The sequence below is a fragment of the Phytohabitans rumicis genome (assembly GCF_011764445.1).
GTDB lineage: Bacteria > Actinomycetota > Actinomycetes > Mycobacteriales > Micromonosporaceae > Phytohabitans > Phytohabitans rumicis.
Map to the genome: position 1 here is coordinate 9,534,312 of NZ_BLPG01000001.1, position 23,989 is coordinate 9,558,300.

Annotated in this window: 25 protein-coding genes and 3 pseudogenes; 18 read left to right on the top strand and 10 right to left on the bottom strand. The window is 70.7% G+C overall.

Annotation, left to right across the window (positions count from 1 at the left end; genetic code table 11):
* The first annotated feature begins 459 nt into the window (after positions 1–459).
* The 3 genes from Prum_RS43145 to Prum_RS43150 are packed head-to-tail and all read left to right on the top strand — an operon-like array spanning position 460 to position 3,721.
* A complete protein-coding gene (locus Prum_RS43145; protein WP_173083115.1) occupies positions 460–2,181 on the top strand; it encodes an SGNH/GDSL hydrolase family protein in 1,722 nt (573 codons plus the stop codon).
* Positions 2,139–2,474: a protease inhibitor I9 family protein gene (locus Prum_RS52980; RefSeq protein WP_246278493.1), complete on the top strand. Its 336-nt coding sequence runs from the start codon at positions 2,139–2,141 to the stop codon at positions 2,472–2,474. The genes Prum_RS43145 and Prum_RS52980 overlap by 43 nt, the downstream gene beginning before the upstream one ends.
* Positions 2,426–3,721 (top strand): S8 family peptidase, encoded by a 1,296-nt coding sequence (locus tag Prum_RS43150; protein ID WP_281369150.1) that lies wholly within the window; start codon positions 2,426–2,428, stop codon positions 3,719–3,721. Before Prum_RS52980 ends, Prum_RS43150 begins: the two co-directional genes overlap by 49 nt.
* 26 nt (positions 3,722–3,747) lie before the next feature.
* On the opposite strand, the gene Prum_RS43155 is transcribed toward Prum_RS43150, so the two are convergent.
* Together Prum_RS43155 and Prum_RS50290 are read right to left on the bottom strand one after the other, a co-directional pair.
* Positions 3,748–4,488, bottom strand: coding sequence for an alpha/beta fold hydrolase (locus Prum_RS43155; protein WP_218577650.1), 741 nt, complete (start codon positions 4,486–4,488; stop codon positions 3,748–3,750).
* A 43-nt stretch (positions 4,489–4,531) separates the two neighbouring features.
* On the bottom strand, positions 4,532–4,744 hold the full coding sequence (locus tag Prum_RS50290) for an acyl-CoA dehydrogenase family protein (RefSeq protein ID WP_218577651.1): 213 nt from the start codon (positions 4,742–4,744) through the stop codon (positions 4,532–4,534).
* Positions 4,745–4,750: 6 nt separating this feature from the next.
* On the opposite strand from Prum_RS50290, the gene Prum_RS50295 reads away from it, so the two are divergent.
* Positions 4,751–4,897 (top strand): response regulator transcription factor, encoded by a 147-nt coding sequence (locus Prum_RS50295; protein WP_218577652.1) that lies wholly within the window; start codon positions 4,751–4,753, stop codon positions 4,895–4,897.
* 98 nt (positions 4,898–4,995) lie between these two features.
* Here Prum_RS50295 and Prum_RS54730 read toward each other — a convergent pair whose 3' ends face one another.
* From Prum_RS54730 to Prum_RS43190, 5 genes and pseudogenes are all read right to left on the bottom strand, one after another.
* Positions 4,996–5,655 (bottom strand): arsenate reductase ArsC, encoded by a 660-nt coding sequence (locus tag Prum_RS54730; RefSeq protein WP_173083123.1) that lies wholly within the window; start codon positions 5,653–5,655, stop codon positions 4,996–4,998.
* Positions 5,648–6,334, bottom strand: a complete 687-nt coding sequence (locus tag Prum_RS43170) for an arsenate reductase/protein-tyrosine-phosphatase family protein (RefSeq protein ID WP_173083125.1) — start codon at positions 6,332–6,334, stop codon at positions 5,648–5,650. Before Prum_RS43170 ends, Prum_RS54730 begins: the two co-directional genes overlap by 8 nt.
* A 161-nt stretch (positions 6,335–6,495) precedes the next feature.
* Positions 6,496–7,668: pseudogene (locus Prum_RS52990) on the bottom strand (aquaporin).
* The gene (locus Prum_RS43185; RefSeq protein ID WP_173083129.1) at positions 7,668–7,973 is read right to left on the bottom strand and encodes an ArsR/SmtB family transcription factor; all 306 of its coding nucleotides are present in this window, start codon (positions 7,971–7,973) and stop codon (positions 7,668–7,670) included. Before Prum_RS43185 ends, Prum_RS52990 begins: the two are co-directional and overlap by 1 nt.
* Positions 7,974–8,004: 31 nt before the next feature.
* On the bottom strand, positions 8,005–8,565 hold the full coding sequence (locus Prum_RS43190) for a MarR family winged helix-turn-helix transcriptional regulator (protein WP_218577653.1): 561 nt from the start codon (positions 8,563–8,565) through the stop codon (positions 8,005–8,007).
* A gap of 91 nt (positions 8,566–8,656) precedes the next feature.
* On the opposite strand from Prum_RS43190, the gene Prum_RS43195 reads away from it, so the two are divergent.
* The 7 genes and pseudogenes from Prum_RS43195 to Prum_RS43220 all read left to right on the top strand — a co-directional run bounded on the left by Prum_RS43195 (position 8,657) and on the right by Prum_RS43220 (position 17,227).
* Positions 8,657–10,090, top strand: a complete 1,434-nt coding sequence (locus tag Prum_RS43195) for an MFS transporter (RefSeq protein WP_173083133.1) — start codon at positions 8,657–8,659, stop codon at positions 10,088–10,090.
* A 63-nt stretch (positions 10,091–10,153) separates the two neighbouring features.
* Positions 10,154–11,335 (top strand): annotated as a pseudogene (locus tag Prum_RS55530) (cytochrome ubiquinol oxidase subunit I); the annotation flags it as partial.
* A 139-nt stretch (positions 11,336–11,474) separates the two neighbouring features.
* Positions 11,475–12,413 carry a cytochrome d ubiquinol oxidase subunit II gene (locus Prum_RS43205; protein WP_173083135.1) on the top strand — a complete coding sequence of 313 codons (939 nt, stop codon included), beginning with the start codon at positions 11,475–11,477 and terminating at the stop codon, positions 12,411–12,413.
* Positions 12,403–12,534 carry a hypothetical protein gene (locus Prum_RS54195; protein WP_281369105.1) on the top strand — a complete coding sequence of 44 codons (132 nt, stop codon included), beginning with the start codon at positions 12,403–12,405 and terminating at the stop codon, positions 12,532–12,534. The genes Prum_RS43205 and Prum_RS54195 overlap by 11 nt, the downstream gene beginning before the upstream one ends.
* A 66-nt stretch (positions 12,535–12,600) precedes the next feature.
* On the top strand, positions 12,601–14,286 hold the full coding sequence (locus tag Prum_RS43210) for an ATP-binding cassette domain-containing protein (protein WP_173083137.1): 1,686 nt from the start codon (positions 12,601–12,603) through the stop codon (positions 14,284–14,286).
* Complete coding sequence (locus Prum_RS43215; RefSeq protein ID WP_173083139.1) at positions 14,283–15,833, top strand: ATP-binding cassette domain-containing protein; 1,551 nt, start codon at positions 14,283–14,285, stop codon at positions 15,831–15,833. The genes Prum_RS43210 and Prum_RS43215 overlap by 4 nt, the downstream gene beginning before the upstream one ends.
* Positions 15,834–15,982: 149 nt before the next feature.
* Positions 15,983–17,227 carry a hypothetical protein gene (locus tag Prum_RS43220; protein ID WP_173083140.1) on the top strand — a complete coding sequence of 415 codons (1,245 nt, stop codon included), beginning with the start codon at positions 15,983–15,985 and terminating at the stop codon, positions 17,225–17,227.
* Between the two features lie 3 nt (positions 17,228–17,230).
* Here Prum_RS43220 and Prum_RS43225 read toward each other — a convergent pair whose 3' ends face one another.
* The 3 genes from Prum_RS43225 to Prum_RS43235 all read right to left on the bottom strand — a co-directional run bounded on the left by Prum_RS43225 (position 17,231) and on the right by Prum_RS43235 (position 20,046).
* Positions 17,231–18,496 (bottom strand): MFS transporter, encoded by a 1,266-nt coding sequence (locus Prum_RS43225; protein WP_218577654.1) that lies wholly within the window; start codon positions 18,494–18,496, stop codon positions 17,231–17,233.
* Positions 18,474–18,737: a MerR family DNA-binding protein gene (locus Prum_RS43230; protein ID WP_173083142.1), complete on the bottom strand. Its 264-nt coding sequence runs from the start codon at positions 18,735–18,737 to the stop codon at positions 18,474–18,476. Before Prum_RS43230 ends, Prum_RS43225 begins: the two co-directional genes overlap by 23 nt.
* 388 nt (positions 18,738–19,125) lie before the next feature.
* Positions 19,126–20,046 (bottom strand): hypothetical protein, encoded by a 921-nt coding sequence (locus Prum_RS43235; RefSeq protein ID WP_173083143.1) that lies wholly within the window; start codon positions 20,044–20,046, stop codon positions 19,126–19,128.
* A 491-nt stretch (positions 20,047–20,537) separates the two neighbouring features.
* Between Prum_RS43235 and Prum_RS43240 the strand changes: the two are divergent.
* From Prum_RS43240 to Prum_RS43270, 7 genes and pseudogenes are all read left to right on the top strand, one after another.
* Positions 20,538–20,660, top strand: a pseudogene (locus tag Prum_RS43240) (IS5 family transposase); the annotation flags it as partial.
* Between the two features lie 84 nt (positions 20,661–20,744).
* Entirely contained in the window at positions 20,745–21,092 is a 348-nt protein-coding gene (locus Prum_RS43245; RefSeq protein ID WP_173083144.1) for a hypothetical protein, read from the top strand.
* On the top strand, positions 21,092–21,571 hold the full coding sequence (locus tag Prum_RS43250) for a Chromate resistance protein ChrB (protein WP_173083145.1): 480 nt from the start codon (positions 21,092–21,094) through the stop codon (positions 21,569–21,571). The genes Prum_RS43245 and Prum_RS43250 overlap by 1 nt, the downstream gene beginning before the upstream one ends.
* Positions 21,568–21,999, top strand: coding sequence for a chromate resistance protein ChrB domain-containing protein (locus Prum_RS43255; protein ID WP_173083147.1), 432 nt, complete (start codon positions 21,568–21,570; stop codon positions 21,997–21,999). Before Prum_RS43250 ends, Prum_RS43255 begins: the two co-directional genes overlap by 4 nt.
* The gene (gene chrA, locus Prum_RS43260; RefSeq protein WP_173083149.1) at positions 21,996–23,372 is read left to right on the top strand and encodes a chromate efflux transporter; all 1,377 of its coding nucleotides are present in this window, start codon (positions 21,996–21,998) and stop codon (positions 23,370–23,372) included. The genes Prum_RS43255 and chrA overlap by 4 nt, the downstream gene beginning before the upstream one ends.
* 87 nt (positions 23,373–23,459) lie before the next feature.
* Positions 23,460–23,672 carry a hypothetical protein gene (locus Prum_RS43265; protein WP_173083151.1) on the top strand — a complete coding sequence of 71 codons (213 nt, stop codon included), beginning with the start codon at positions 23,460–23,462 and terminating at the stop codon, positions 23,670–23,672.
* 74 nt (positions 23,673–23,746) lie between these two features.
* Positions 23,747–23,965 (top strand): hypothetical protein, encoded by a 219-nt coding sequence (locus Prum_RS43270; RefSeq protein WP_173083153.1) that lies wholly within the window; start codon positions 23,747–23,749, stop codon positions 23,963–23,965.
* Positions 23,966–23,989 lie beyond the last annotated feature (24 nt).

Below are 23,989 nucleotides of genomic sequence, written 5' to 3' on the forward strand. Positions count from 1 at the left end.
TCGTGGTCTACCACATGTTAGGTGGTGCGCCCACCGGTCGGGCACGTCCAGACGGCCCGTTTTTTAAGGGTGTCCATAGGGGAGTCTCCCGATGCTCGCCGGCCGATCATGCAGCCATACTCGGTGCGTCGCTCGAGCCCGCCGACCCCCGTGTGGCCTGGCCAGAGGGAGAAACACCATGCCGAACGAGCAACGTCCGCTGCGCTCGAGCCGACCCGGCACCAGCCCAACCAATTCTTCCCCGCCGCCGGCGCGGTCCGCGCCGCGGCGCTGGCGCGTGGTCCGCGCGCTGTCCGCGGTTGTCGCGGTCCTCACGACGGCGGCGGGCGCGATCGTCACCGGGGGTGTGGCCGGCGCGGACCCGTTGCCGCCCCGACCCACGTTCACCCTCGGCCGGCCGCCGACGCTCGGCTTCTCGCTGTCCAACCCCACCCCAGCCCTGCGCTCCGGCCCATCAGGGTGGGTGGGGTCGGTGACAGCTACACCGTCGGCGAGGGCGCCGGCATGGGGCGCTACCGGCCTACCATCACCGGCGCCGAGGAATTCCGCCATCAGACGGCATATTCGCAGGTCCATCTGTCCTGGCTCTACCTGATGGCGAAGCGCCGGCCCATCGGCACGCCGTACACGGTGGACTCGCCGCGGCTCGAGTTCGACTGGGGCGGTGACCGCTTCGAGTTCGCCGCCTCGTCCGGGGCACGCACGGAGCACCTCAAGAACACCGAGCAGATGGACCCCGACACCGGCATGCTGCGTAACTGGAAACAGCTCGACGGCATCGACCGGCTCAGCGACCTCATCTACTTCGGGTTCGGCGGCAACGACGCGCAGTACTCGGACGTATTCAAGGTGGCGATCGAGTGGCTGCTGGTCGGCACGCTCGAGGACATCGTGCAGCCGCGGCCCCGCCCGCCCGGCTACGAGAACCTGGGCCGCCGCCTGCAGACCGAGGCGGTCCGGCTCAAGGTGGACGAGATGCTCGCGCTGATGCCGCAGGTCACGGCGAACATCTACACATCCCTCATCCAGACGTGGGAGTGGGCGCCGAACGCCCGCATCGCGGTGATGCTCTACCCCGACGGGGTGAAGCCCACCGGCAACGCGGACATCCCGTTCGTCTACGGAACGGCGCTTGACCAGATAGCCCGCTTCGGCCTGGCGCTCAACGCGGCGATCCGCGAAGGGGTGGCACGCTTCGCCCGCGATTACCCGGCCGCACCGGAACCGCGCATCTTCGACCCCAACACGGCCGGCCCCAACGGATCCAGCGTCATCGCGGGCCACGAGCTCGGCCAGCAGAACTCCTACTTCAACGGGCTCGTCATCCACACCGACGAGTTCCAAAAGGGCCACCGGTTGCACGCCACGCAGGAGAGCTTCCACTACAACCAGTTCGGCACGGTGGCGGTGGGCAAGGCGCTCGCGACGTGGACCGCACAGCAGTACCCGGACCTGTTCCCGGGCGGTCCGGATTTCGACGCGGTGATCACCGACCCGAAGGCGTACGCGCTGTCCGACTACCTGGTCGGCCAGCGGCTTGAGAACTGGCTCAACCTCAACCTGGCGCAGCTGTGTGCGTTTTCCCGCGGTGGCGCCCTGTGCGACCCGCCCGGGTCCGGCGGGAGCGACAGCGTCGGCAACCCGTTGACCGAACCGCCGATCGGCCGCGATCCGGGAGATCCGGGCTGGTTCATGGAGGGTTACCTGTACGGCGTCTACATCGGCGTGGGTGGCACGGGGCACACCACCGGCGGCGGCTGGCCGAACAGCAACCCCGGTAACCCGGGCACCGGGTTCAGTGAATACGTACAGGATCCGTCCGGCGCCTGGTTCGAGATGCGGACGAACGCGAGCGGTCAGCTGGAGATCATCCCGCTGCCGAACGGTCCGCCCTGCGACCCGAACCCGGGGGCGGCGGCGGGGTGCAGCCGACGAAGTCGCCGTGCCCGCTGCGGACGGCCGGGTAGCCGTTCATCGCCGAATAGGAGACTGTCCATGGTGGATGCTCGTGATGGGCGTCGGCGCGGTGGCGTAGCTGCCGCCTCCATCCTCGCGATCGTGGCCGCGGCTCTGGTCGTGCCCGGACCGGCGGCCGGCGCGGATGCCGCCCGGCCGGCCGGCCCGCGCCGCTGCTCGACGTGTCCGACCCCACCGTGCCGGGCAGCTACGTCGTGGTCCTGACCGGGGCGCCCGGCACCGCGCGGGCCGCCTCGGCCGTGGCCCGGGCGCAGGCGCTGGGCGCCACCATCGAGCACCGGTACGACAACGCACTGAACGGCTTCGCCGCGCGGCTCACGCCGGATCAACTCGCGGCCGTGCGGGACGACCCCGACGTGGCGTACGTGGCCCCGACGTGCGGACCACCCTGGACGAGGCCGCCAGCGCCCAGGTCGCGCAGACTCCCGCGGTATGGGGGCTGGACCGGGTGGACCAGCGCGAGCTGCCACTGGACAACCGGTACGACTACCGCCTGACCGGTGCCGGCGTCACGGTGTACGTCATCGACTCCGGCATCCGGACCGACCACACCGAGTTCGGCGGGCGGGCCTCCCCGGGCGTCAGCTTCGTCAACGACGGCTACGGCACGAACGACTGCTCCGGCCACGGCACCCACGTCGCCGGCACCATCGGTGGCGCCACGTACGGTGTGGCCAGGGCCGTCAGCCTGGTCTCGGTGCGGGTGATGGGCTGCATCAACGACGGTTCGGTGGCGGCCGTCATCGCCGCGGTCGACTGGGTCACCGACAACCACGCCGCGACGTCGGTGGCCAACCTGAGCCTCAGCGTCAACGCCTACCAGCCGCTCGACGACGCGATCAACCGTTCGATCGACTCCGGCGTCACCTACGTCGCGGCTGCGGGCAACGACAACGGATCCGCCTGTGCCAAGTCTCCCGGCCGGGGCTCGAGGGTGATCACCGTCGGGGCCAGCACCATCACGGACGCCCGTTACTCCCTCTCCAACCACGGGCCATGCGTCGACCTGTTCGCCCCCGGCGTCGACATCACGTCGGCGGCGAGCTCGTCGACGGTCGCCGGCACCAACAAGTCCGGCACCTCGATGGCCAGCCCGCACGTGGCCGGCGCCGCCGCGCTGTACCTGCAGACGCAGCCGGCCGCGCCCTACTACCTGGTCCTGGACTGGATCACCAGCCGGGCCACGCCGGGGGTCCTGTCCGACATCGGCGCGTTTTCCCCCAATCTGCTGCTGTACGCCGCCACGCCCGCCACCCACGCCGGGATGACCTGGCAGGTCCTGGAGCAGCGCGCCGACAACGTGATCCGGGTGGGCACCGGCGGGCAGACCGACCCGTACCACGGCGACACGCCCGCCAGCGCGAGCCTGCCGCTGCTGTGCCTGCTGCCCAGCAACGCCGGCTCCCTGGCCGAGTTGTTCGCCAGGAAGCCCGCCGACATCACCACCAGCCAGTACGCCGGTTGGACCGATGCCTGGGTGCAGCTCACCGCGCCGGTATCCGGCTCGGCGCTGACCGGCCCCACCGAGGCGAACAGGCTCTGCGCCGCAAGCTTCGGCGCGGGCTGGCGGATGGCCGAGTTCCACGACGGGTGGTACATGGTCAGCGGCGGCCTCCCGCGCCCGCCCGGCTTCCCGCTCCGGGTCTTCCCCAGCGGCTGGAGCTTCTGGGCGTACGGCACGCTCCCCACGACCAACCGCTTCTGGGTCTCCATCAACGACCAGCCAGCCAACTCCTGGGACTGAGGGGCGCAAGCGCAGCGACCGCTCGGTCAGTGGAGGAACTCCTGGACGACGGCCGCGATCTCGGCTGGGTGTTCGAGGAGGAACAGGTGGCCGCCGCCGGGTACGACGTGCAGTCTGGCGTCGGGGATGAGCCGGCGGAGCAGGCGGCCGTTGGTGAGCGGGACGATGGGGTCGTCGTCTCCGGCGATCACGAGGGTGGGCTGGGGTAGCCGGTGCAGCCAGGGCAGGCTGGTCCAGCCGGTGATGGCGTACAGCTGGGCGAGGTAGCCGCCGGCGGTGGGCGTGTGGGCGAACCGGGCGAGTGAGCCGTGCAGCATCGTGTCCGGGTCGCGGCCGGCGGCCCCGCCGTACACCCGCCCGGCGACGCGGCGGAAGTAGTCGGGCTGGTGGTAGCGGCGCGGTGTGGCCAGGGCGAGCAGGACGCGGGGCGATCCGGGTACGCCGCCGAGCCCGGGTCCGGTGGCGGCGAGGATGAGGCGGCGGACCCGGTGCGGGGCTTGGTGGGCGAGTACGCCGCCGAACGACACGCCGAGCACGTCGACCTGATCGTGGCCGAGGGCGTCGAGCAGCCGTTCCATCGTGCGTGCCAGCCCGGGCATCCGGCGCGGCACGCGGTACGGGGTGGAGCCGCCGGTACCTGGCGCGTCCACGGTGATGGTCTGGTGGGCGCGAGCGTCGAGCGCGTCCTCGAACGGCGTCCACATCTCGATGTTTCCGCCGATGCCCATGAGCAGCAGCAGCGGCCGGCCCTTCCCGCGGACCGCCACCCTCAGCCCCACTCCGTCCACGTCGAGGAGGTGGTGGGCCCGCCTATGCGAACGCGGCCACACCGGTGATGTCCCGTCCGACGATGAGTGCCTGGATCGTCTCGGTGCCTTCGTACGTGTGGATCGCCTCCATGTCGGCCAGGTGCCGCATGACGTGGAAGTCCAGCAGGATCCCGTTGCCACCGAGCAGGTCCCGGGCGGCCAGGATGACCTGGCGGGCCTTGCCGGTGTTGTGCATCTTGAGATCCTGCGGCACGTCGCCATGGGCCAGACAAACCCAGAGATCGCCGTCGCGTTGGGGCTGACCCGCAACACTGTCAAGACCTACCTGCAGCGCACCCTGGAAAAGCTCGGCGCCCGCAACCGCGTGGAAGCCCTCGCCCGCGCGAACCAACTCGGCATCCTGTAATGGACATGCCCAACGGACATGGTTGGATCTCCAATCCATAGTCGTACCCGACGCGACACAGCTGCCCGCGTGGACGCTGGAGCCGGGCGATGTGGTGGTTAGTGCTGGGCGGGGACGGACAGCTCGTCGAGTAGCTGCCGGATCCGGCGTTCGATCTCGTCGCGGATCGGGCGGACCTGTTCCACGGTGAGTTCGGCCGGGTCGTCCAGGACCCAGTCCTCGTAGCGCTTGCTGGGGAAGATGGGGCAGGCGTCGCCGCAGCCCATGGTGATGACCACGTCGGCGGCGCGGACGACTTCGTCGGTCCACGGCTTGGGGTACTCGCCGGAGATGTCGATGCCGCGTTCGGCCATCGCGGCGACCGCGGCGGTGTTGATTTCGATGCCGGGTTCGGAGCCGCCGGACCAGGCGATCGCGGCGTCGCCGGCAAGGTGGGTGAAGAAGCCCAGAGCCATCTGGGAACGGCCGGCGTTGTGGACGCACAGGAACAGCACGACCGGGCGGCCGTCGGTGCGCAGCCCTTCGACCCGGGCCAGGGCGGTCAGCCGCTGCCGGGCGAACCGTTCGGCGAGCAGGGGCAGGAAGTTGGGCACGGTGCTGAACGTGGCGAACTGGTCGTAGCTGGAGTGCAGGAACCGTTCGATGGTTTCGGTGCCGTACACCCCGTCGAACTCCTCGCGGAGGCGGGCGGCGGCGGTGCGCAGGGCCAGTTGCTGGTCGACGGACAGGCCGTCGCGGTGGTAGGTGGTTTCAGTCATGGTCGGCTCCCGAAGGTAGGGACGGCGCGAGTCGGTCGATCCGGTCGGCGATGTCGCGGTAGGCGGCCTCGAACGCCGCGTCGGTGTCGGCGGGCGCCGGGTCGGGTACGGACCAGTGCAGCCGGGGTCGCACGCTGGCCGGTAGGTGCTCGTGGGCGTTGTCGCAGACGGCGATGACCAGGTCGTCGCCGCGTACGACGTCGGAGACGTGGGCGGTGCGGGACGGGTCGAGGTGCAGGCCGTGGGCGCGGGCCACCCGGACCGCGCGCGGGTGCACCCGTTTGGCCGGCTGCGTGCCGGCTGAGGCCGCCGGGATCGGGCTGCGCCGCTGCCACAGGGCGGCGGCCAGTTGGGAGCGGGCCGAGTTGTGGGTGCACACGAACACCACCCGGGCCGGCGGGTCCAGGGGCGGGGCGGCGATCACGGCCAGGGTTTCCGGGATCAGCCGCAGGTAGGTGCGGCGCCGGTCGCCCTCCGAGCGGGTGCGTACGACCAGACCGGCTTCCTGCAACACCTTCAGGTGGTGGGCGACCAGGTTGGTCGGCATGCCCAGGGCGGCGCCGACCTCGCCCGGTGACGCGTCCCCCAACGTGAGGGTGTCGACGATTGCCAGCCGGGCCGGGTCACCGAGCGCGGCATGCACCCGCGCCCGCACCATCAGGGATTCATCAGCGTTCATTGAGTCAATGATGGCTGAGTCAGATTGCTGGTGTCAACCGATGGCGGTGGCGGTCCAGGCGAGGGTGGCGGTCTGGACGGCGTCCCAGGGGCTGCCCAGATCGCGGGCCGGCGCTGATCCCGGCGTCGCTGCCGCCGACGATCACGAGCCGGCTCACCCGACTACCGTCCCGGCACCAGGTCGGCGACCAGCTGCTCGACCCGTACACGGATCTCGTCCCGGATCGGGCGGACCGCGTCGATGCCCTGACCGGCCGGGTCGTCCAGCTTCCAGTCCTCGTACCGCTTGCCGGGAAACACCGGGCAGGCGTCGCCACAGCCCATCGTGATGATCACGTCGCTCGTGTACGCGGTGTCGTACTCCAGCAGGGTGGGAATGTTGCCGGTGATGTCGATGCCGACCTCAGCCATCGCGGTGACCGCGACCGGGTTGATCTGACCGGCGGGCGCCGACCCGGCCGAGCGCACGTCGACAGCGTCGCCAGCCAGGTGGCGCAGCCACCCGGCGGCCATCTGCGACCGGCCCGCGTTGTGCACGCACACGAACAACACCGTCGGCTTGCCCTGCGTCATCTGACTCATCCCTTTCTCAGCGCGTCCCGGGTCGGGTCGCAAGCCCATCCTCGTGCGGGACCACCACCTGCTCCACGCCCTTCTCCGGGTGCGGATACAGCGCCGCCAGCAACCCCAGCCCCACCAGCAGGCCGACCAGTTGCGCGACCACGAACCCGGCACTGAGGCCGGCTCGATACCAGCGAAGGTATCGGTGAACGCCCGCCCCACCGTTACCGCCGGGTTGGCGAAGCTCGTCGAGGAGGTGAACCAGTACGCCGCCCCGATGTAGGCACCCACCGCGGCCGGCGCCACCGCCGCCCGCCCCGACCGGGCCAGCGCGAACACCAGCAGTACCAGCCCGCAGGTCGCGACCACCTCACCCAGCCACAGGTACGGCTCGTCCCGGGCCTTGCTCGACCAGTCCACCGCCGCCAGGTCGAACATCAGGTTCGCCAACACCGCACCGATGATCGCCCCGGCGACCTGGGCCGGGATATAGACGCCGAGGTCCCGCGCCGCCAGCCCGGCCCGGGTACGCCGGCCCAGCCACCAATCCGCGAGCGAGACCACCGGGTTCAGGTGCGCCCCGGACACCGGACCCACCACCAAAATGATCACCGCCAGCCCGAACGCGGTCGCGATCGAATTCTCCAGCAACTGCACACCCACATCACCCGGCGACAGATTCGCGGCCATGATCCCGGAGCCGACCACCACCGTCACCAGCAGAGCCGTGCCCACCAGCTCGGCGATCGCGCGCCGCCACAACGCCACGCCCATCAGCACTCCCGCCGCGCGTCCACGCTCGCCCGCGCCTTCTCCGCCAACCCCGCCAAATAGCCCGCCGCGCTGTCGAAGACCTCAGGCCGCAACCGGTAGAACGTGTACCGGCCCCGCGGCTCGGCCACCACCACACCGGCCTGCCGCAATACCCGCAGATGATTCGACACGTTCGACTGCGAGGCACCCGTGTCGGCGACCAGATGACACGTACACGCCGGCCCGCCGGCCAGCAGCTCCACGATCTGGGCACGTAGCGGGTCGGCCAACAACCGGATCACATCATGCTCGGCTGATATCAGCACGGCATGATTCAACTGGGCGGTGGCCCGCTTGTCAACCGCCGGACCAGCCAAAACACACCTGAGGGCGGGCCATGAGGTTCCGGCTGGCCGACCCGCGGCTCGGGCTAGGCGGGTGGGTGCCGGGATGGGCTTCGGGCCGCGTCCGGCTCAGGCCGTCCTTGATGGCGGTGAGCAGGGTGAGGGCGGCGTCGAGGTGGGCCGTGTCGTGGTCGGCGGCCGCGGCGACGGTGGTGGCCCATTCGCCTCGGACGAGGGCGTAGTTGGCGCGTCCGTGGTCGGTGGGGCTGACGGTCACGCCGCGGCCGTCGTTGGGGTCGGCTTGGCGCTGGATGAGGTCTTTGTGTTCGAGGCCGCGCAGGACGGTGGAGAGGTTGGTGCGCTGCAGTCCGGTGGCGGCGGCGATCTGGCTGGGGGCGGCCGGTTCGCTGTGCAGCAGGTAGCGCATCACCATGCCCTCGGACTGGGTCAGCGATTGGGCGCGTTCGTCCGCGTAGCCGCGGTACTGGATCTCCCTGCTGATGATCAGGGTCAGGTCGGCGAGATCGGCCCAGCGCTGCTCGTCTGATCTCCGCCGTGGTCGGTTCTTCGTCACACCTGCAGCATAGGTGGTTGCCGGCTCATAGTTATGGGCACATACTGATTCTGTCTTCATAGTTATCTGGACATAATCAGTAGGGGGAGCGATGACCGTCACCCATCCGTCGCGGCAGAGCGAGTTGCACCCGGTGGGAGTGTTCTTCCTGCTGGCGGGCGCGTTCCTGCCGATCATGGACTTCTTCATCACCAACGTGGCGCTGCCGAGCATCGACGCCTCGCTGCACGCGTCGACGTCTTCGCTGGAGCTGGTGATCGCGGGGTACGGCGTCGCGTACGCGGCGCTGCTCGTCCTCGGCGGCCGGCTGGGGGACCGCTACGGCCGGCGCCGGCTGTTTCTCGGCGCGCTCGCCGGCTTCGTTCTCGCTTCGCTGGCCTGCGGTCTGGCCCCAACCGTCGGGGTACTGATCGCGGCCCGGATCGCGCAGGGCGCGACGGCCGCGCTGCTCATCCCGCAGGTGCTGGCGACCTTCCACCACACCCTGGAGCACGAGCGCAAGGCGCGGGCGCTGGCCCTGTACGGCGCAACCTCGGGCATCGCCGCGGTCGTCGGGCAACTGGTGGGCGGGCTGCTGGTCAGCGCCGACATCGCCGGCACCGGGTGGCGGCCCATCTTCCTGGTCAACGTGCCGATCGGCCTGGTGGTACTCGTGGTGGCGGCCCGGATCGTGCCCAACACCCGGTCCCCGCACCCGGTGGGCGTCGACGGGGTCGGCACGGTGCTGTTCGCCGCCACCCTCACCGCGGTGCTGGTACCGCTGACCGAGGGGCATTCGCTGGGCTGGCCGTGGTGGATCTGGCTGCTGCTCGCCGTCGCGGCCGTGCTCGCCGTGGCCACGTACCTCGTGGAGAAGCGGTCCGAGCGGCGCGGCGAGGTGCCGTTGCTGCCGCCGTCGCTGCTGCGCCTGCCATCGATGTCCCGCGGCCTGGTCATGGTGTTCGCCTTCAGCGCCGGCTTCGGCGCGTTCATGTTCGTCTTCGCACTGATGGTGCAGGACGGCCTGCACGCCGACGCCCTGCACGGCGGCCTGGCGATTCTTCCCATGGCCGTGCTGTTCCTAGCCGGCTCGATGCTCGCGCCGCGCCTGATCGGCCGCTTCGGCCGGGCCGCGCTGTCCGCGGGCGCGGTCATCCAGATCGCCGGCCTCGCCGCACTGGTGACGGTCGTCGTCCAGGACTGGCCGCACGTGAGCCTATGGGCGATGGCCGGGCCGCTGGCCCTGGTCGGCGGCGGGCAGTCGATGCTGTTCGCCGGGCTGTTCCGCAGCGTGCTGGCCGACGTGCCCGCCCACCTCGGCGGCGTCGGCAGCGGAGCGCTGATCACCCTGCAGCAAAGCGGTCTCGCCCTCGGCGTGGCCACCCTCGGCACCCTCTACCTCGCCCTGGCACCGCACGGCGTCCCACACGCCTTCGCCATGGTCGAGTCCGTGCATATCGCCATCGTCGCCCTGCTCGCCGTCGGCGCTGGCCTGCTACCGCGCTTCACCACGGCCGTCGCCACCATGCCCCTGGCCGAAGCCTGAGGAGTCCTGATGAGTCTGCTCGACTTATCGCGGTGGCAGTTCGCCATCACCGTGATGTTCCACATGACGTTCCCCGCCATCACGGTCGGGTTGTCCATCCTGCTGAGCATCCTGTACGGGGCGTACTGGCGCACTCGCAAGCCGGTCTATCTGCAGATGTTCCGGTTCTGGCGGCGCGTGTTCGCGGTCGGGTTCGCGATCGGCGTCGTGGCCGGGATCGTGATCACCTTCGAGATGGGGCTGAACTGGGGCGGCTACGCCGCGAAGACCGGCCCGGTCATCGGTCCGATCATCGGGATGGAGGTGGTCACCGCGTTCTTCGTGGAGGCGGGGTTCATCGGCGTCCTGCTCTACGGCGACGGCCGGGTGCGGCACGGCACGATGTTCGCCTCGACGGTGATGGTGTCGATCGGCACGATCCTGTCCTCCACCTGGATCATCGCGGCTAACTCGTGGATGCAGACGCCGGCCGGGTTTGTCGTGCGGGACGGGCGGTTCGAGCCGACCGACTGGCTGGACGCGATCTTCAACCGGTCGTTCGTGTGGCGGTGGCCGCACATGGTCCTGGCCGTGCTGATCTCCGCCAGCTTCTTCGTCGCCGGCATCGGCGCCTACTACCTGGTCAAGGGCAGAGCGCTGCCGTTCGCCCGCCGGTCGGTGTCCATCGCGCTGGGCGTGGCGGCGATCCTGCTGCCGGTACAGATCTTCGTCGGTGACCACACCGCCGGCGCGGTGCTGCCCTACCAACTGTCCAAACTGGAGGCCCTCGAAGGCAACTGGGCCCAGCCCAACACCGGGTTCGTCCTGTTCGCCATCCCCGACCAGCAGGCCCAGCGCAACCTCGCGGAGCTGAACATCCCCTGCCTGGGCAGCGCGCTCAACAAGGATCTGAGCTGCCGGACCGCGATCCCCGGGCTGGACCTGACCCCGAAGGCCGACCGGCCGGACATGGCCGCGGTGTTCTGGGGATTCCGGGTCATGTTCCTCGGCGGGCTGCTCATGTTCGGCACCGTCTTCTACGCCACGATCCTGCGCCTGCGCCGCAAACTATGGACATCCAAACGCTTCCACCGCTTCCTGGTGTGGACGACACCGGTGGGCATCCTCGCCATCCTGGGCGGGTGGACCACCGCGGAGACCGGCCGTCAGCCATGGCTGGTGTTCGGCCAGCTGCGTACCGCCGACGCCGTCTCGCACCTGGCGCCCGGCGAGGTGGTGTTCTCCGTGGTGGGCTTCTCCCTGCTGTACCTGGCGATGCTGGCCGCGTACATCGGCTACATCGTGCACACGGTGCGGATCGGCCCGGAACGGGACTGGCCTGACGAGCGCCGCCCAGATCTTGATTCGGTGCCGCTGCCCAGCCTGATCGGCGGGGGATGCGCTGATGACCACCGTGTGGTTCGGGCTCATCCTGCTGTGCCTGCTGATGTACGTCGTCCTCGACGGGTACGACCTGGGCATCGGCATCGCCACCCTGGCCGAACGCGACGCCCGGTACCGGCACGAGATGCTCGAACAGGTCGCTCAAGCCTGGGACGGCAACGAGACCTGGCTGGTCCTGCTCGCGGTGGCCCTGTGGGCCGGGTTCCCGGCGGCGTTCGGCACCATCCTCCCGCACGCCTACCTTCCGCTGATCGTCATGCTGTTCTCCCTCGTGGTGCGCGGGGTCAGCGTGGAGATGGCCTCCCAATCCCATCCCGCGCCCCGATGGGAGACAGCGTTCGGGGTCGCGTCGCTGACCGCCGCGCTGTCGCAAGGCGCCGCCGCCGGCACCCTGACCGGCGCCATCGGCGGGTTCTCGGCACTGTCCGCGCTGACGGTGACCTGCGGGTACCTGGCCCTCGGCTACGCATACACCAAGTGGAAGACAACCGGGCGGCTGCGGGCGCGGGCGGGACGCCGCGGCACGATCACCGCGGTGCTGGCGACGGTGCTGGCTGCGGCGTGCCTGGTCGCCGTCAACGTCACCGCCGCGCCGCCGCACCTACACGACCCGGCGCGGACCGTCGCCGCCGGTGGGCTGCTGCTGATCGCCGCGGCCGGGGTGGCGGCGACCCTGGCGACCCTGCGGCGGGGCTCCCCGCACGACGGCCTGCCGCTGGTCGGCCTGGTGACCGCCGTGGTGACGGTTGCCATCGCCCTCGTCGTGACCCGCTACCCGGCGCTGACGCCCGATCTGACGCTCGCGGACGCGGCGGCGCCGCACCACACCATGGCGTTCCTGGCGGTCGGGATCGGGCTCAACGTGCCGCTGATCCTCTACTACACCTGGTTCGCCCACCACACCTTCCACGGAAAGCTCGGAGGCACCCATGGCAACTAGGTCTCGGCTGCTGCGCGGCGTGCTGACCGTCGCCGGCATCATCGGCGGCCTCTTCTGCTACTTCGTCTGCCAAGGCATGTTCGCCGGCTACCCCGCTACCACAGCGGCCTGCTCAGCCTAGCCGGCATGATCCTCCTCGCGGTCACCGGCGGCGCCGCCTGGATCATCGACGAACACCGGATCCGTGATGACGGCTGAACAGTGGCTCACCGGCGCGGCGGAACCGGGCCTTCGCCGGCTGCGGCTGGCCGCCGGCTGCCAGCTGCTGGAGACGATCTTCACCGTCGTGCAGTGGACGGGGTTGGCGTGGGTCGCGCGCGACGTGCTCCGCGGCGGGCGACCGAGCGGGCTCGGACTGGGTGTCCTGCTCGCCGGAGGGCTGCTCGCGGCCGGGGCGGCGTGGAGCGCGACACGCTGGCAGGCGGCTGGACGCCGCCGGATCGCCCACGCCATCCGGCGGCGCCTTGTGGCGGCCGTGCTGCCCACCGGGCAGCGGCGCGCCGAACCGGACCCGGCAACGGCCGCGCTCGCGGCCGTCGAATTGACCGACGACATCGCCGACCACCACGCCCAGACCATTCCCCAACGGCTGTCCGCACCCGCCTGCATGGCCGTCATCCTCCTGACCACCGCGGCCGTACAGTGGCCGGCCGCGGTGATCCTGCTCCTGGCGAGCCTGCTCGTCCCGCTGAACATGCGACTGGCCGGCCTGCTCGCCAAGGAAGGCGCGGACGAGCGGGCAGCCGCCACCACCCATTTGGCCGCCGTCGTCCTCGACAGCTTCCGCGGCCTGCCCACCCTGCGCGGCATCGGGGCACTGACCCGACGGCGCACCGAACTCGCCCACACCGCCGCCGACCTGAACACCACCACCATGGCGGTCGTACGGCGGGCGCTGCTGTCCGCAGCGGTGATGGAGGTCGTGGTCACCTTCTGCATCGCGGCCAATGCGACGTACATCGGGCTGTCCCTGCTCGGCTACGTCCGGCTGGACCTCGCACCCGGGATGACCCTGTTCCGCGGCCTGCTCACGCTGCTGCTGTGCCCGCTGTACTTCCAACCGATGCGCGCCGCCGCCACCGGATACCACAGCCGGCAGCGGGCCCTGTCAGCCGTACCGGTGATCAGCGGTCTGCTCGAGGCAGCCGAAGCGGGGACCGAACCGGTGCGGTACCAGCGCGAACGACCTGCACCCGTCGGAGCGGTCACCGTCGTCCTCGACGACCTCTGGTTCCGCTATCCCGGCGTCGAAGCGCCGGTCCTGCACGACGTGAACCTGACCGTCCACACAGGATCATGGACGGTCGTGGCCGGACCGTCCGGCGCCGGCAAGACCACGCTGCTGTCCCTGATCGCCGGGACTCGCCCGCCGAGCCGGGGAACAGTGCGGTGGCTCACCCCCGGCGGATCGTCGCCGCCGCGGCTGGGCACCTGCGCCTGGATCGGTCAGCAGACGGTGCTGCTGCCCGGCACCGTCGCCGACAACATCCGCGTCGCGCGGCCGGGCGCCGGCCGGGCCGAGATCAACCGGGCGGTCGCCGCGGCCGGGCTGGACGACGTCGTCGCCCGGCTGCCACAAGGACTGGACACGCCGCTAGGGGAAGGCGGTTTCGGACTGTCCACAGGGGAGGCGCGACGGGTCGCGATCGCCCGCGCGTACCTCAGCGGCGCCGGGCTCTGGATCCTCGACGAGCCGACCGCGCACCTCGACCCCGAGACGGAGGCAAGGGTCATCGCCGCGCTGCGCCGCGCAACCCGTCGCCGTACCGTCATCGTGGCAACGCACTCGGCGGCCCTGGCCCACACCGCGGACCTGTTGCTCGAGCTCGCCGATGGGTCCGTCCATCCGGTGCGGGAGGCGACGCGGGTATGAAGACCAGCGCCCTCGCCGCTGCCGGACTGGCCCTCGCCGTCCTGGCCGAGGCGTGCTCGATCGGGCTCCTCGCGCTCTCCGGATGGTTCATCGCCGCATCGGCCGTTGCCGGAGCCGCCGGATACAGCGCCTTCTCCTACCTGGCCCCCAGCGGCGGCGTACGCGCGTTCGCGGTGGGCCGGATCGCGGCGAACTACGCCAACCGCGTCGTCCTGCACGCCGCGGCGCTGCGCCGGATCAGCACCGCCCGAATCGCCTTCTACGACCGCGCTGCCGGATCCGGTGCGACCGCCTGGTCCGGCCAATCCCTCGACCGGGTCATGTCCGACGCCGACACCACCGGCATGGCGCTCATCCAAGCCGCCGCACCCGCGGTCTGCGCCGCGACGATGACCGCGGGTGGTTGCCTCGCGATCGTGCTCGCCGGCTACCCGCCCGTGGCCGTGGTTCTCGCCGTGACGGCAACCGTCCACGCCGGACTCGCCGCCGCCGCGGCGTACCGGACCGACGACGCGGCCCGAACCCGGAGCCTGCTGCGCACCGAACTGGTCACCGCTACCGGCGCCTGGACCGAGATGGCGTCGCTGGGCGCCGCCGGCCTACTCGCCGACCGCACCCTGCGGCGCCTGGCCACCTTCGAGAGCCAGCAGAACCGGCATGCGGTGGCGGCCGCCCGCCTCGCCGCCAGCGCCCGCGCCGTCACCGCCACCGCCATGCCGCTCGCCCTCGTGCTCGCCGCACGGAGCGGCGCCACCGTCGCGGCGCTGGCCTTCGTCGCGCTGCTCGCCACCGGCGTGCTGGCCAACGGCGAACGCCTGCTGCCCGCCGCCATCACCTGGACCCAGGCCCGGCAAGCCAGGAAACGCCTCGCGTCGATCGGCGAAGAAGGGCCGGCCAGACCGCCGGCAGCGGCAACCTTCCGTACCTCGTTCGACCTCCGCGGCCTGACCGTATCCGGATACCGCCTGCCCGAGACACCGACGCGGGCGGCGCGCCAGATCCGGTTCACCGTCACCGCCGGCCAAACCCTGGTCGTGACCGGCGCGTCCGGCAGCGGCAAGACCACGCTGCTCACCAGCGTCGCCGCCGCCCTACAGCGGCAACCGTCAGCCGGAGTGGTCACCGCCGTACTGGCCGACGACTACCTGTTCACCGGCACGGTCGCCAGCAACATCCGGCTGGCCCATCCCGCCGCGACCGACGCCGACATCACGGACCTGCTCACCGACACGGCATTGGACCGCGCCCGGCTCGATCCGCAGACCAGCACCGGAGTAGGCGGACGCGGCCTATCCGGAGGCGAACAGCGTCGCCTGCACATCGCCCGCGCCCTCGCCACCCAACCCGACGTGCTCCTCATCGACGAACCAACCACCGGCCTCGACCCCGCAACCGCCGAACACCTCCTCACCGGGATACGCCGCCGCCTTCCCCACGTGGTACTCGTCATGGCCATCCACGACACACCCGGCGCCCGGCCCGGGGAAACCCCGGACTCCACCTGGTCGAGACTGTCGCTGGACCAGATCCAACTGGGCGACAGCTGACAGCAAAATCCGGTTCGCCCGCCGGGCCGGTGCCCGTCCGAGCGGTGGTGCGGTCCAGCGACCGGGTCGCGGCGATCTACGGTTCAGACTCGCGGCGAAGGGCTGAATGGTTGATCCGGATGTGCCGGGCCGCGTCGTAGTCTGCGCGTGTGTCCAATGAGGAGTCCGGCACACCGGCGCGGCGGTGGCGGGTCTGGCTGGGGCTGGGGTTGGCTCTGATCGCCGCGCTGCCGGCGTGTGGTGAGCGGGGCGTGCAACCGCCGGTGGTCGCTCGTTCCAAGTCGGCGGCCGAGCTGCGGGCCGCCGGCCTGGACAGTTTGCCCAGGCGGATCCAGGCGGCGTTGACGGAGCAGGCTGCGGCCCTGATCGCCGGCGACGAGCGCGGGTTCCTTGCCGCTGCCGAACCGGGCTCGCCGGCCGTTGCGGTGCTGCGGCAGCAGTTCCACTCGCTGCGCGCGTTGAAGGTCGCCATCTGGGTGCCCGAGATCACCGAAGAGCCCGAACAGGACGCCGGCGAGTTGAAGGTCGGCGTGACGGTCAACCACTGCTTTGTCGTTGCGGCCTGCGAGCCGGCACCCGCGCTTTTCGAGACCCGATGGGTCGACCGCGACGGCACGGTGCGGATCGTGGCGGTGCAGGCGTCGCAGCGGGGTGGACCCCGGCCGTGGGAGGTCAGCGCGCTGCGGGCCGCGGTGGGGCAGCGTACGGTCGTCGCGACGACGCCCGCGCAGCGGGGCCAGCTCACCGTCCTGTCGCGCGAGGCCGAGAAGGCGGCGGCCGTCGCTGACAAGTACGCGGTCGGCGGTACGAAACCGGAGCGGTATCTGATCTTCTACGCCGGCGACGCTGAGTGGAAGCGCTGGTACGGCGGCGCCCCGTCGGCGTGGGCCGCCGGTTTCGCCGCCCCGACCGGCATGGGGCCGCACCATGTCGTGATCAAGGCCAAGGGTCTGCATGCCACCGTGCTCGATGACGTTCTGAGGCACGAGATGACGCACGTGTCGTCGCTGCCTTTCGACGGCGGGTACACCCAGTCCAAATGGTGGCTTGTGGAGGGCATCGCCGAGCACGCCAGCCTGGCCGGACAACCGCTGGGCCGGTACAACGATCTGCCCGCGGTCCGCAAGCTCGTCCAGGGCGGGTGGAAGGGGCCGCTCCCGGAGAGCGCGCCGCCTGCCAAGGCCACCCGGGATCAGGCCGGCGGCGCGTACGGCGTCAGCCTTCTGGCCGTGCACCGTCTGGTCGAACGGTTCGGCATGGCGAAGATGCTCGCGTTCTTCAAAGCGGCCGTCCACGACGACAAGGCCCTCGAATCGGCGTCGATGGAACAGTTCGGCCAGCCCTGGAAGGCCGTACACGCGGATTGTGTCTCGTACGTGCGGAATTTCCGCTGAATCTCAAGGAATAGCTGACGAGTTGGCGCCAGGACCAGGGTGGTTGAAGGCCAGAACGGCGAGCGCGATCAGCATCCACGCGGTGAGGTAGCCGAACGCCGCCGTTGCAGACACGGCAGTCCACAGGATGCCGGCGACGGCGCTGGCAGCGAGGTTGCCTGCCGCTTGGATGGTGGCGAGCAGTCCGAACGCCGACCCGCGCAGGTGAGCGGGTGCGAGCGCGGCGACGGCGGAGTGTTGCGCGGTTTCGACGCAGCCGATGGCCAGGCCGGCGGCGATGAACGCCAGGGCCAGCACGGGCAGGTTGTCTCCGGCGGCGGCGAAGCCGGCGTATGCGGCGGCGAACAGCGCCACCCCGGCGGTGAGCACCCGCACCGGTCCGGTGGGTCCGAACCGGTCGGCGAGGCGGCCGGCGGGCAGCGACGCGGCGGTGGCTGCGACGTTGTAGCCGGCGTAGAGGACGAGCGCGACAACGGTCGCCGCGTCGGTGCCTCGACCAGGGGTGAGCAGTTCGGTGGCGCGCAGGATGAGCAGCGTCGCCGCGACGTTGCCGACCTCGAACGCGGCGACAGCGGCCAGGAGCCGGCCGAGCTGACCATGCAGCACGGGGCGGACGCGGATGCGTAGCGGTACCCGGTCGCGCTGCTCGGCGCGGGGGGCGTGGTGGATGGCGTAGACGATCGCGGCAGCGGCGAGCAGACCGGGGATGACGGACAGGCCGATCGCCCAGCGGGTGCCGACGGCGGCGACCAGGCCGAGGGCGAGCAGCGGGCCGAAGATCGCGCCCAGGTTGTCCATCATCCGCTCGAACCCGTACGCCCGGCCGTAGGCGGAGGGGTGGACCACGTCGGCGAGCAGGGCGTTACGGGCGGGTACCCGCAGCCCTCGAGTAGCCCAGGCTCCGGCGCGCAGAACGCCTACCTGCCACACCTGCGTCGCGGCGCCGGTGAGCGAGGCGAGCACGGCGGTGGTGGTGTACCCGCCGACCGCGACGCGGCGGCGCCGGCCCGGGTCGTCGGCGATAGCGCCGCCGACGAAGCGGGCGCCGCCGGCAAGCGCGTCGGAGACGCCCTCGATGACGCCAAGGGCGGCGGCGGGTGCGCCGAGGGTGGAGGTGAGCAGGCTGGGCAGCAGGGCGGTGGGCACCTCGTGACCGACGTCGGCGAGCAGGCTGGCGCTGCCGATCCCGGCGACGCCGCGCGTCAGCCAGGAGCCGCCGCTCGCGGGCTCGGCCGCGGCGGTGGGCTCATCCTGCGGTGTGGCGGTCACGGTGAGCAATCTGCCAACCATCAGCCGACTGAGCGGCGAAGCGGCAGTGTCCGGTGCGGCATTCCTGGATCGTGGTGGTGATCAGCCGGCGGGTGCGGCGCAGTTCGGCGATCTTGGTGTCGATGCGGTCGAGGGCGCTTTCGAGTCGCCACTGTTCGCTGTCGCAGGTGGCGGTGCCGGTGTCGTGGGCGTGCAGCATCTCGATGATCTCGTCGAGGGTGAAGCCGAGGTTTTGCAGCATGCGGGCCATCCGGATCGGCGCGGCGGTGTGGGGCCAGCCGGAGCCGTTCGGTCCAGGACGGGTCATTGATGTCAATGTCGTGACCGCCGCCGATCAGGGTGATGCCGGCGGCGACCGGCAGGTCTTCCAGGTGCGTGGCGAACAGATGGTCGCCGTCACCGATTTGCACGACGATGCGGTCCGTGATGTGCCGCTCGTCGCGCACGTCGGGCGTGAACACGATCGTGCTGCGCAGGGCAGGCCCGTTGACGCGATAGGCGACCACCCCGTCCACTTCGCCGCCGCCGCCGATGAGCCGTGCCTGCTGGCGGTGCCGGCGCCGAGTCCTTCGGCTGCTTGTGAAGCGTCCGGGTCGGTGGGGTCCCCGGACGCTTCAACCAGCCCCGGCCTACGGGCAGGCGACCATGCTGCCCACCGGGCTGGTGCTGACCGTCGCCCAGCCGCCGCCGTCGAACGCCTCATAGAGGAACACCCGGGAGAAGGTGGCGTCCTCCGCGAACACCGCGTTGTTGGTGACTGTCGCGCTTCGGATGCCACCCGGCGGCTGCCCGAGGTCCTCCCAGGCGCCCGGAGTGCCCAGGTACCGGAAGAGGTTGCCGTTGGTCTTGAGCGTCGCGAACAATCCGTGCCCGCCACCGTAGATGGCCCACGCCCCACCGCCGATGTTGGTCCAGGCGGTGCCGGAGCCGTTGTACTGGAAGATTCCGGTACGGTCCGGGTTGAGGCCGTACAGCGCCGTGTTGGTGACGGCGAAGGAGTAGCCCGGTCCGCCGACCACCGACCAGGAACTGCCCGAGCCGGAGTACCGGTAGATGTCGCCGGCACTCGATTGCCGGGCGAACAGGCCGTAGTTGCCGGTGTACATGGTCCGGAACTGTCCGCTGATCGTGGTCCAACTGCTGCCCGACCCGTTGTACCGGCGCACCGTCTTCTGGGTGGGCGACGGGCCTAGCAGCAGGTAGAGGGCTGTGTCGGTCGTCTGATAGTCCCACGCCGCAGGGAGCCCTGGACGGGCGACCATCGTCCAGGTGGACGACGTCGGCCGCTTGAGCCAGGCTTCAGGCACGCTCGGGTTTACGGCCACCACGCCATACCCACCGCCGCCGTACACCGTCGCGGTGGCCGTGGTGCGGATCTGGGTGAAGCCCGATCCGCCCAGGTTGAATCGGGCAACCCCGCCGGTCGAGGGCACCACGCACAGCGTCGGGGCCGGCACCGCCTGCGCCGGCGTCGCGTGCACCGCGACCACCACTGTGCTGAGCACAGTTGCTGTCACCAGGCCCGAGAGGACTGTTCTCGTCGTCGACATGCCCACCTCCGTGTTGGTGTCGGAAACCCCCGAATGCGGCAGGGGAAGCCGCATGCCTAAGGGAAGACCGGACTGCCGAGTTACAGTGTGCACCGGGAGTTCGACTGCTGGGCACCCTCCGCGGCCCGAAAGGACTGCCCGAAAACGCCCCGTCGGCGGTCAGCGGCCCGGCTCCGATCGTGGGTTTGCCGGCGGCGGTCGGGCGTTGGCGGGTGTGATGAGGTGCATCGGTAGTTGCCCACCCACGTGCGTAGTGGTGGGCACTGGTGGATCATGACAGTGTGCGTCGGCGCGCCGCTGCGACTGGCACATCTGGCGTGAACTGGGAAACGCGGTTCTTATTCCGCCACGTACGGTCCACCAGAGAAACGGCAGGTCAGCGGCGGCTCCCCTCAATAAGGGAAGCCGCTTTTTGATGTTGTGGGGCGGCCCTGGAGAATCTCGGGACATGATCTCTGAGGTTGGACGGCTGGTGGTCTCCGTAGAGCCACCACGCCGTGGAATGCGGCATCAACCGCCTCAAACGCAACCTTGCCGTCGCCACCCGATTCGACCAACTCGCCGTGCGCTACCAAGCCACCATTCACATCGCCGCGATCAACGAGTGGCTGTGACCGAGTTTGATACAGGCCCTAGCGCCGTTCCGGCCAGCTCGCTGACCACTTTCCCTGCGATGCAACCGTGGTTACATTGGGGGTATGGAACGAACCGTGGTATTCGTGTGCGCGCACGGCGCGGGCAAGAGCCGGGTGGCGGCGGCGTGGTTCAACGCGGCCGCGCCGGCGGGCTGGCGTGCGGCGTCCGCCGGGCTGGAGCCGCAGGACGCGGTCAGCCCGTACGCTGCCGGGCTGCTCGGCGACGCCGCGGGATGGCTTGACACGTCGGCGCCGCAGGCGTTGGCACAGGTGGGCGGTGACCTGCTGGTCGGGATCGACTGCGAGGTGCCCACCGCGCGCCGCTGGCGGCTGGACGCGCAATGGCCTGACGCCGCGGCCGGCACGCAGCTACGGGCCATGACCGCGGCACTGGTTGAGGAACTGTCCTGATGAGTACGGGGGAGTGGGTGCTGCTGTCGTACCGGGTGCCGCGGGAGCCGTCGACGCCGCGGATCGCGATCTGGCGCAACCTCAAACGGCTCGGGGTCGCGCAGCTCGGCGACGGCCTGGTCGGGCTGCCCGCGGACGCGCGTACCCGCGAGTCTTTGGAGTGGGTGGCCGACGACGTGCTCGCCGCAGGTGGGTCGGCGAGCGTGTGGCTGGCCCGGCCGGCGTCGGCGGCGCAGGAGCGTGACCTGGCCGGGCAGATGGCTGCCGCCCGCGCGAGCGAGTACGAGAAGGTGACCGCGCAGGCGCAGGCGGCCGGGGCGTTGACCGGCAGGGACCGGGATGCGGCGGTGCGGCGGCTGCGGGCCGAGCTGCACCGCATCCGGCGGCGGGACTTCTTCCCGCCCCCGCAGCGGGAGATCGCCCAGCAGGCGATCCGAGATCTGGCCACCGGTGCGCCGGTGATTGGGGCTGTGTCGTGAGGTGGGCGACCCGGGCTGGGGTGCACATCGACCGGGCCGCGTGCGCGTGGCTGATCCGCCGGCACATAGACCCGCGGGCGCGGTTCGTGTTCGTCGCCGATCCGGCCGAGGTCCCGGCGGACGCGACGCCGTTCGACATGCGCGGCGTTGACCTGTCCCACCACGGCGCGGACTGCACGTTCGAGACGATCCTGCGCCGGTACGAGGTGGCTGACCCGGTGTTGTGGAAGCTCGCCGAAATCGTCCACGAGGCGGACCTGGACGACGGGCGGTTCGACGCGCCGGAAGCCGCCGGGCTGGACGTGGTCCTGCGTGGACTGTCGATGGTCCGCGACGACCACGAGGTGCTGGAGCTGACCGGGCCGCTGTTCGACGGCCTGTACGAGTACCACCGCCGGGCCACGCTGTTGGGCCGGGAGCCGGCATGACGAGCGTGGAGCAGACCGACCGCGATGTGGTGCCGCTGCGGCACGCGGTCAAGGCGTGGTTCGCGATTTCGTTGCAGACGTTCGGTGGTCCGGCCGGGCAGATCGCGGTCATGCAGCGGCACCTGGTCGACGAGCGTCGCTGGATCGGGCAGCGCCGGTTCCTGCACGCCCTGAACTACTGCATGCTGCTGCCCGGCCCGGAGGCCCAGCAACTGGCTATCTATGTGGGCTGGCTGCTCAACGGCGTCCGCGGTGGCCTGATCGCCGGCTCCCTGTTCGTGTTGCCCGGGATGGTGGCGCTGCTGGCCCTGTCGGCGATCTATGTCGGGTACGGCGAGACCACCGCGGTGACGGCGGTGTTCGCCGGCGTGGCCCCGGCCGTGGTCGCGATCGTTGCCCAAGCCGTGTGGCGGGTCGGCATCCGGGCCCTGACCAACCCGGTCCTGGTCGGGTTCGCCGTGGCCGCGTTCGCGGCGTTGGCGGTGTTCGGCGTGCCGTTCCCGATCGTCATCGCGGCCGCTGCCGCGGCCGGCTGGGCGCTGCACCGCTGGCGGCCCGCCCTGGCCGTCACCGGCGGGCACGGCAACGGCGGTGAGAGCGGGCCGGCGCCATTGGTGGCGGACGACGCGCTGCACCACGACCAGCCCACCGCCCGCCGCGCGGCCACGATCCTGGGCGTCGGGTTGCTGGCCTGGTTCGTCCCGGTCGCGGTGGTCGCCGCGACCACCGGCGTGGGCAGCGTCTACACCCAGCAGGGTGTGTTCTTCTCCGGCGCCGCCGTGGTCACCTTCGGCGGCGCCTACGCGGTGCTGGCGTACGTGGCGCAGCGCGCCGTCGAGGACTTCGGCTGGCTGTCGGCCGGTGACATGGTCCGCGGCCTCGCCCTCGCCGAAACCACCCCCGGCCCGCTGATCATGGTGGTGCAGTTCGTGGCGTTCCTCGGCGCCTACCACCATCCCGGCTCGCTGAACCCGTGGCTGACCGGGGTGGTCGGCTCACTGCTGACCACCTGGGTCACATTCGTGCCATGCTTCCTGTTCATCCTGCTCGGCGCCCCGTACGTCGAGCGGCTGCGCGGCAACCGCACGCTGTCCGCCGCCCTGACCGGCATCACCGCCGCGGTCGTCGGGGTCATCGCCAACCTCGGCCTCTACTTCGCCGTCCACACGCTGTTCGCCGACAGCCACACCATCACCGACGGACCGCTGCACCTACAGGTACCCGACGTGGCCAGCCTTCGGCCGGTACCCGCCGCGATCACCGCGATCGCCGCCGTACTGATCTTCCGGCTCCGGTGGTCTGTGCTGCGGGTCCTCGGAGTCAGCGCCACGCTCGGCTTGGCCGCCGGCCTGGCCGGGCTATCCGTTGCCTGACGCGGCCCCTTAAGACGCCGTGCTGGGGCTCCAAGCAGCGGCATTGGCCGGTGCAGCCAGGCTCGCGCCATCTGCACAATGGTCGCCATGGACGAGAGCATCGCGAACGAAGCGTGGTGGAAGCGGCGGGCCGCCGCACAGGCGGAATGGTGGCGGAAACGGGCGGCAGCACAGCAGGAGGAGTCCCTCCGGCAGAACAGCCTGATGTACGGCGGTCTGATCGCGATCGGAGCCGTCATGGTGCAGCCGTTCCTGACCCCGGGGCCGCTTCCCTGGATCTGTCCGCCAAGATCTGCGTGATCGCGTTCTCCTTGGCTATCCCACTCTTGTCAGCTCTTATCATGTTGAATCGGCATGAGACCTATCGCCGGCGCATGACGAGTTCCGTTGTCGTGCTGGTGGCGCAGCAGGTGGCGCTCGGGCTCGGGTTCGTCGGGGTGGTCGGCGGCTTCTGGCACATCATGCCGATCGCCGGGATCGCGATCCTGGTTGGCACGGGCTTGGGTGTGGCCGTTCATAGCGCGGGCTATATCCGGGTAGAGGAGGAAGACGCCCAAGCCACACAAGGTGCGGAGCAACCGCCCCAACCGTAAGTAGCCTGGTCGCTCATCTGTTCC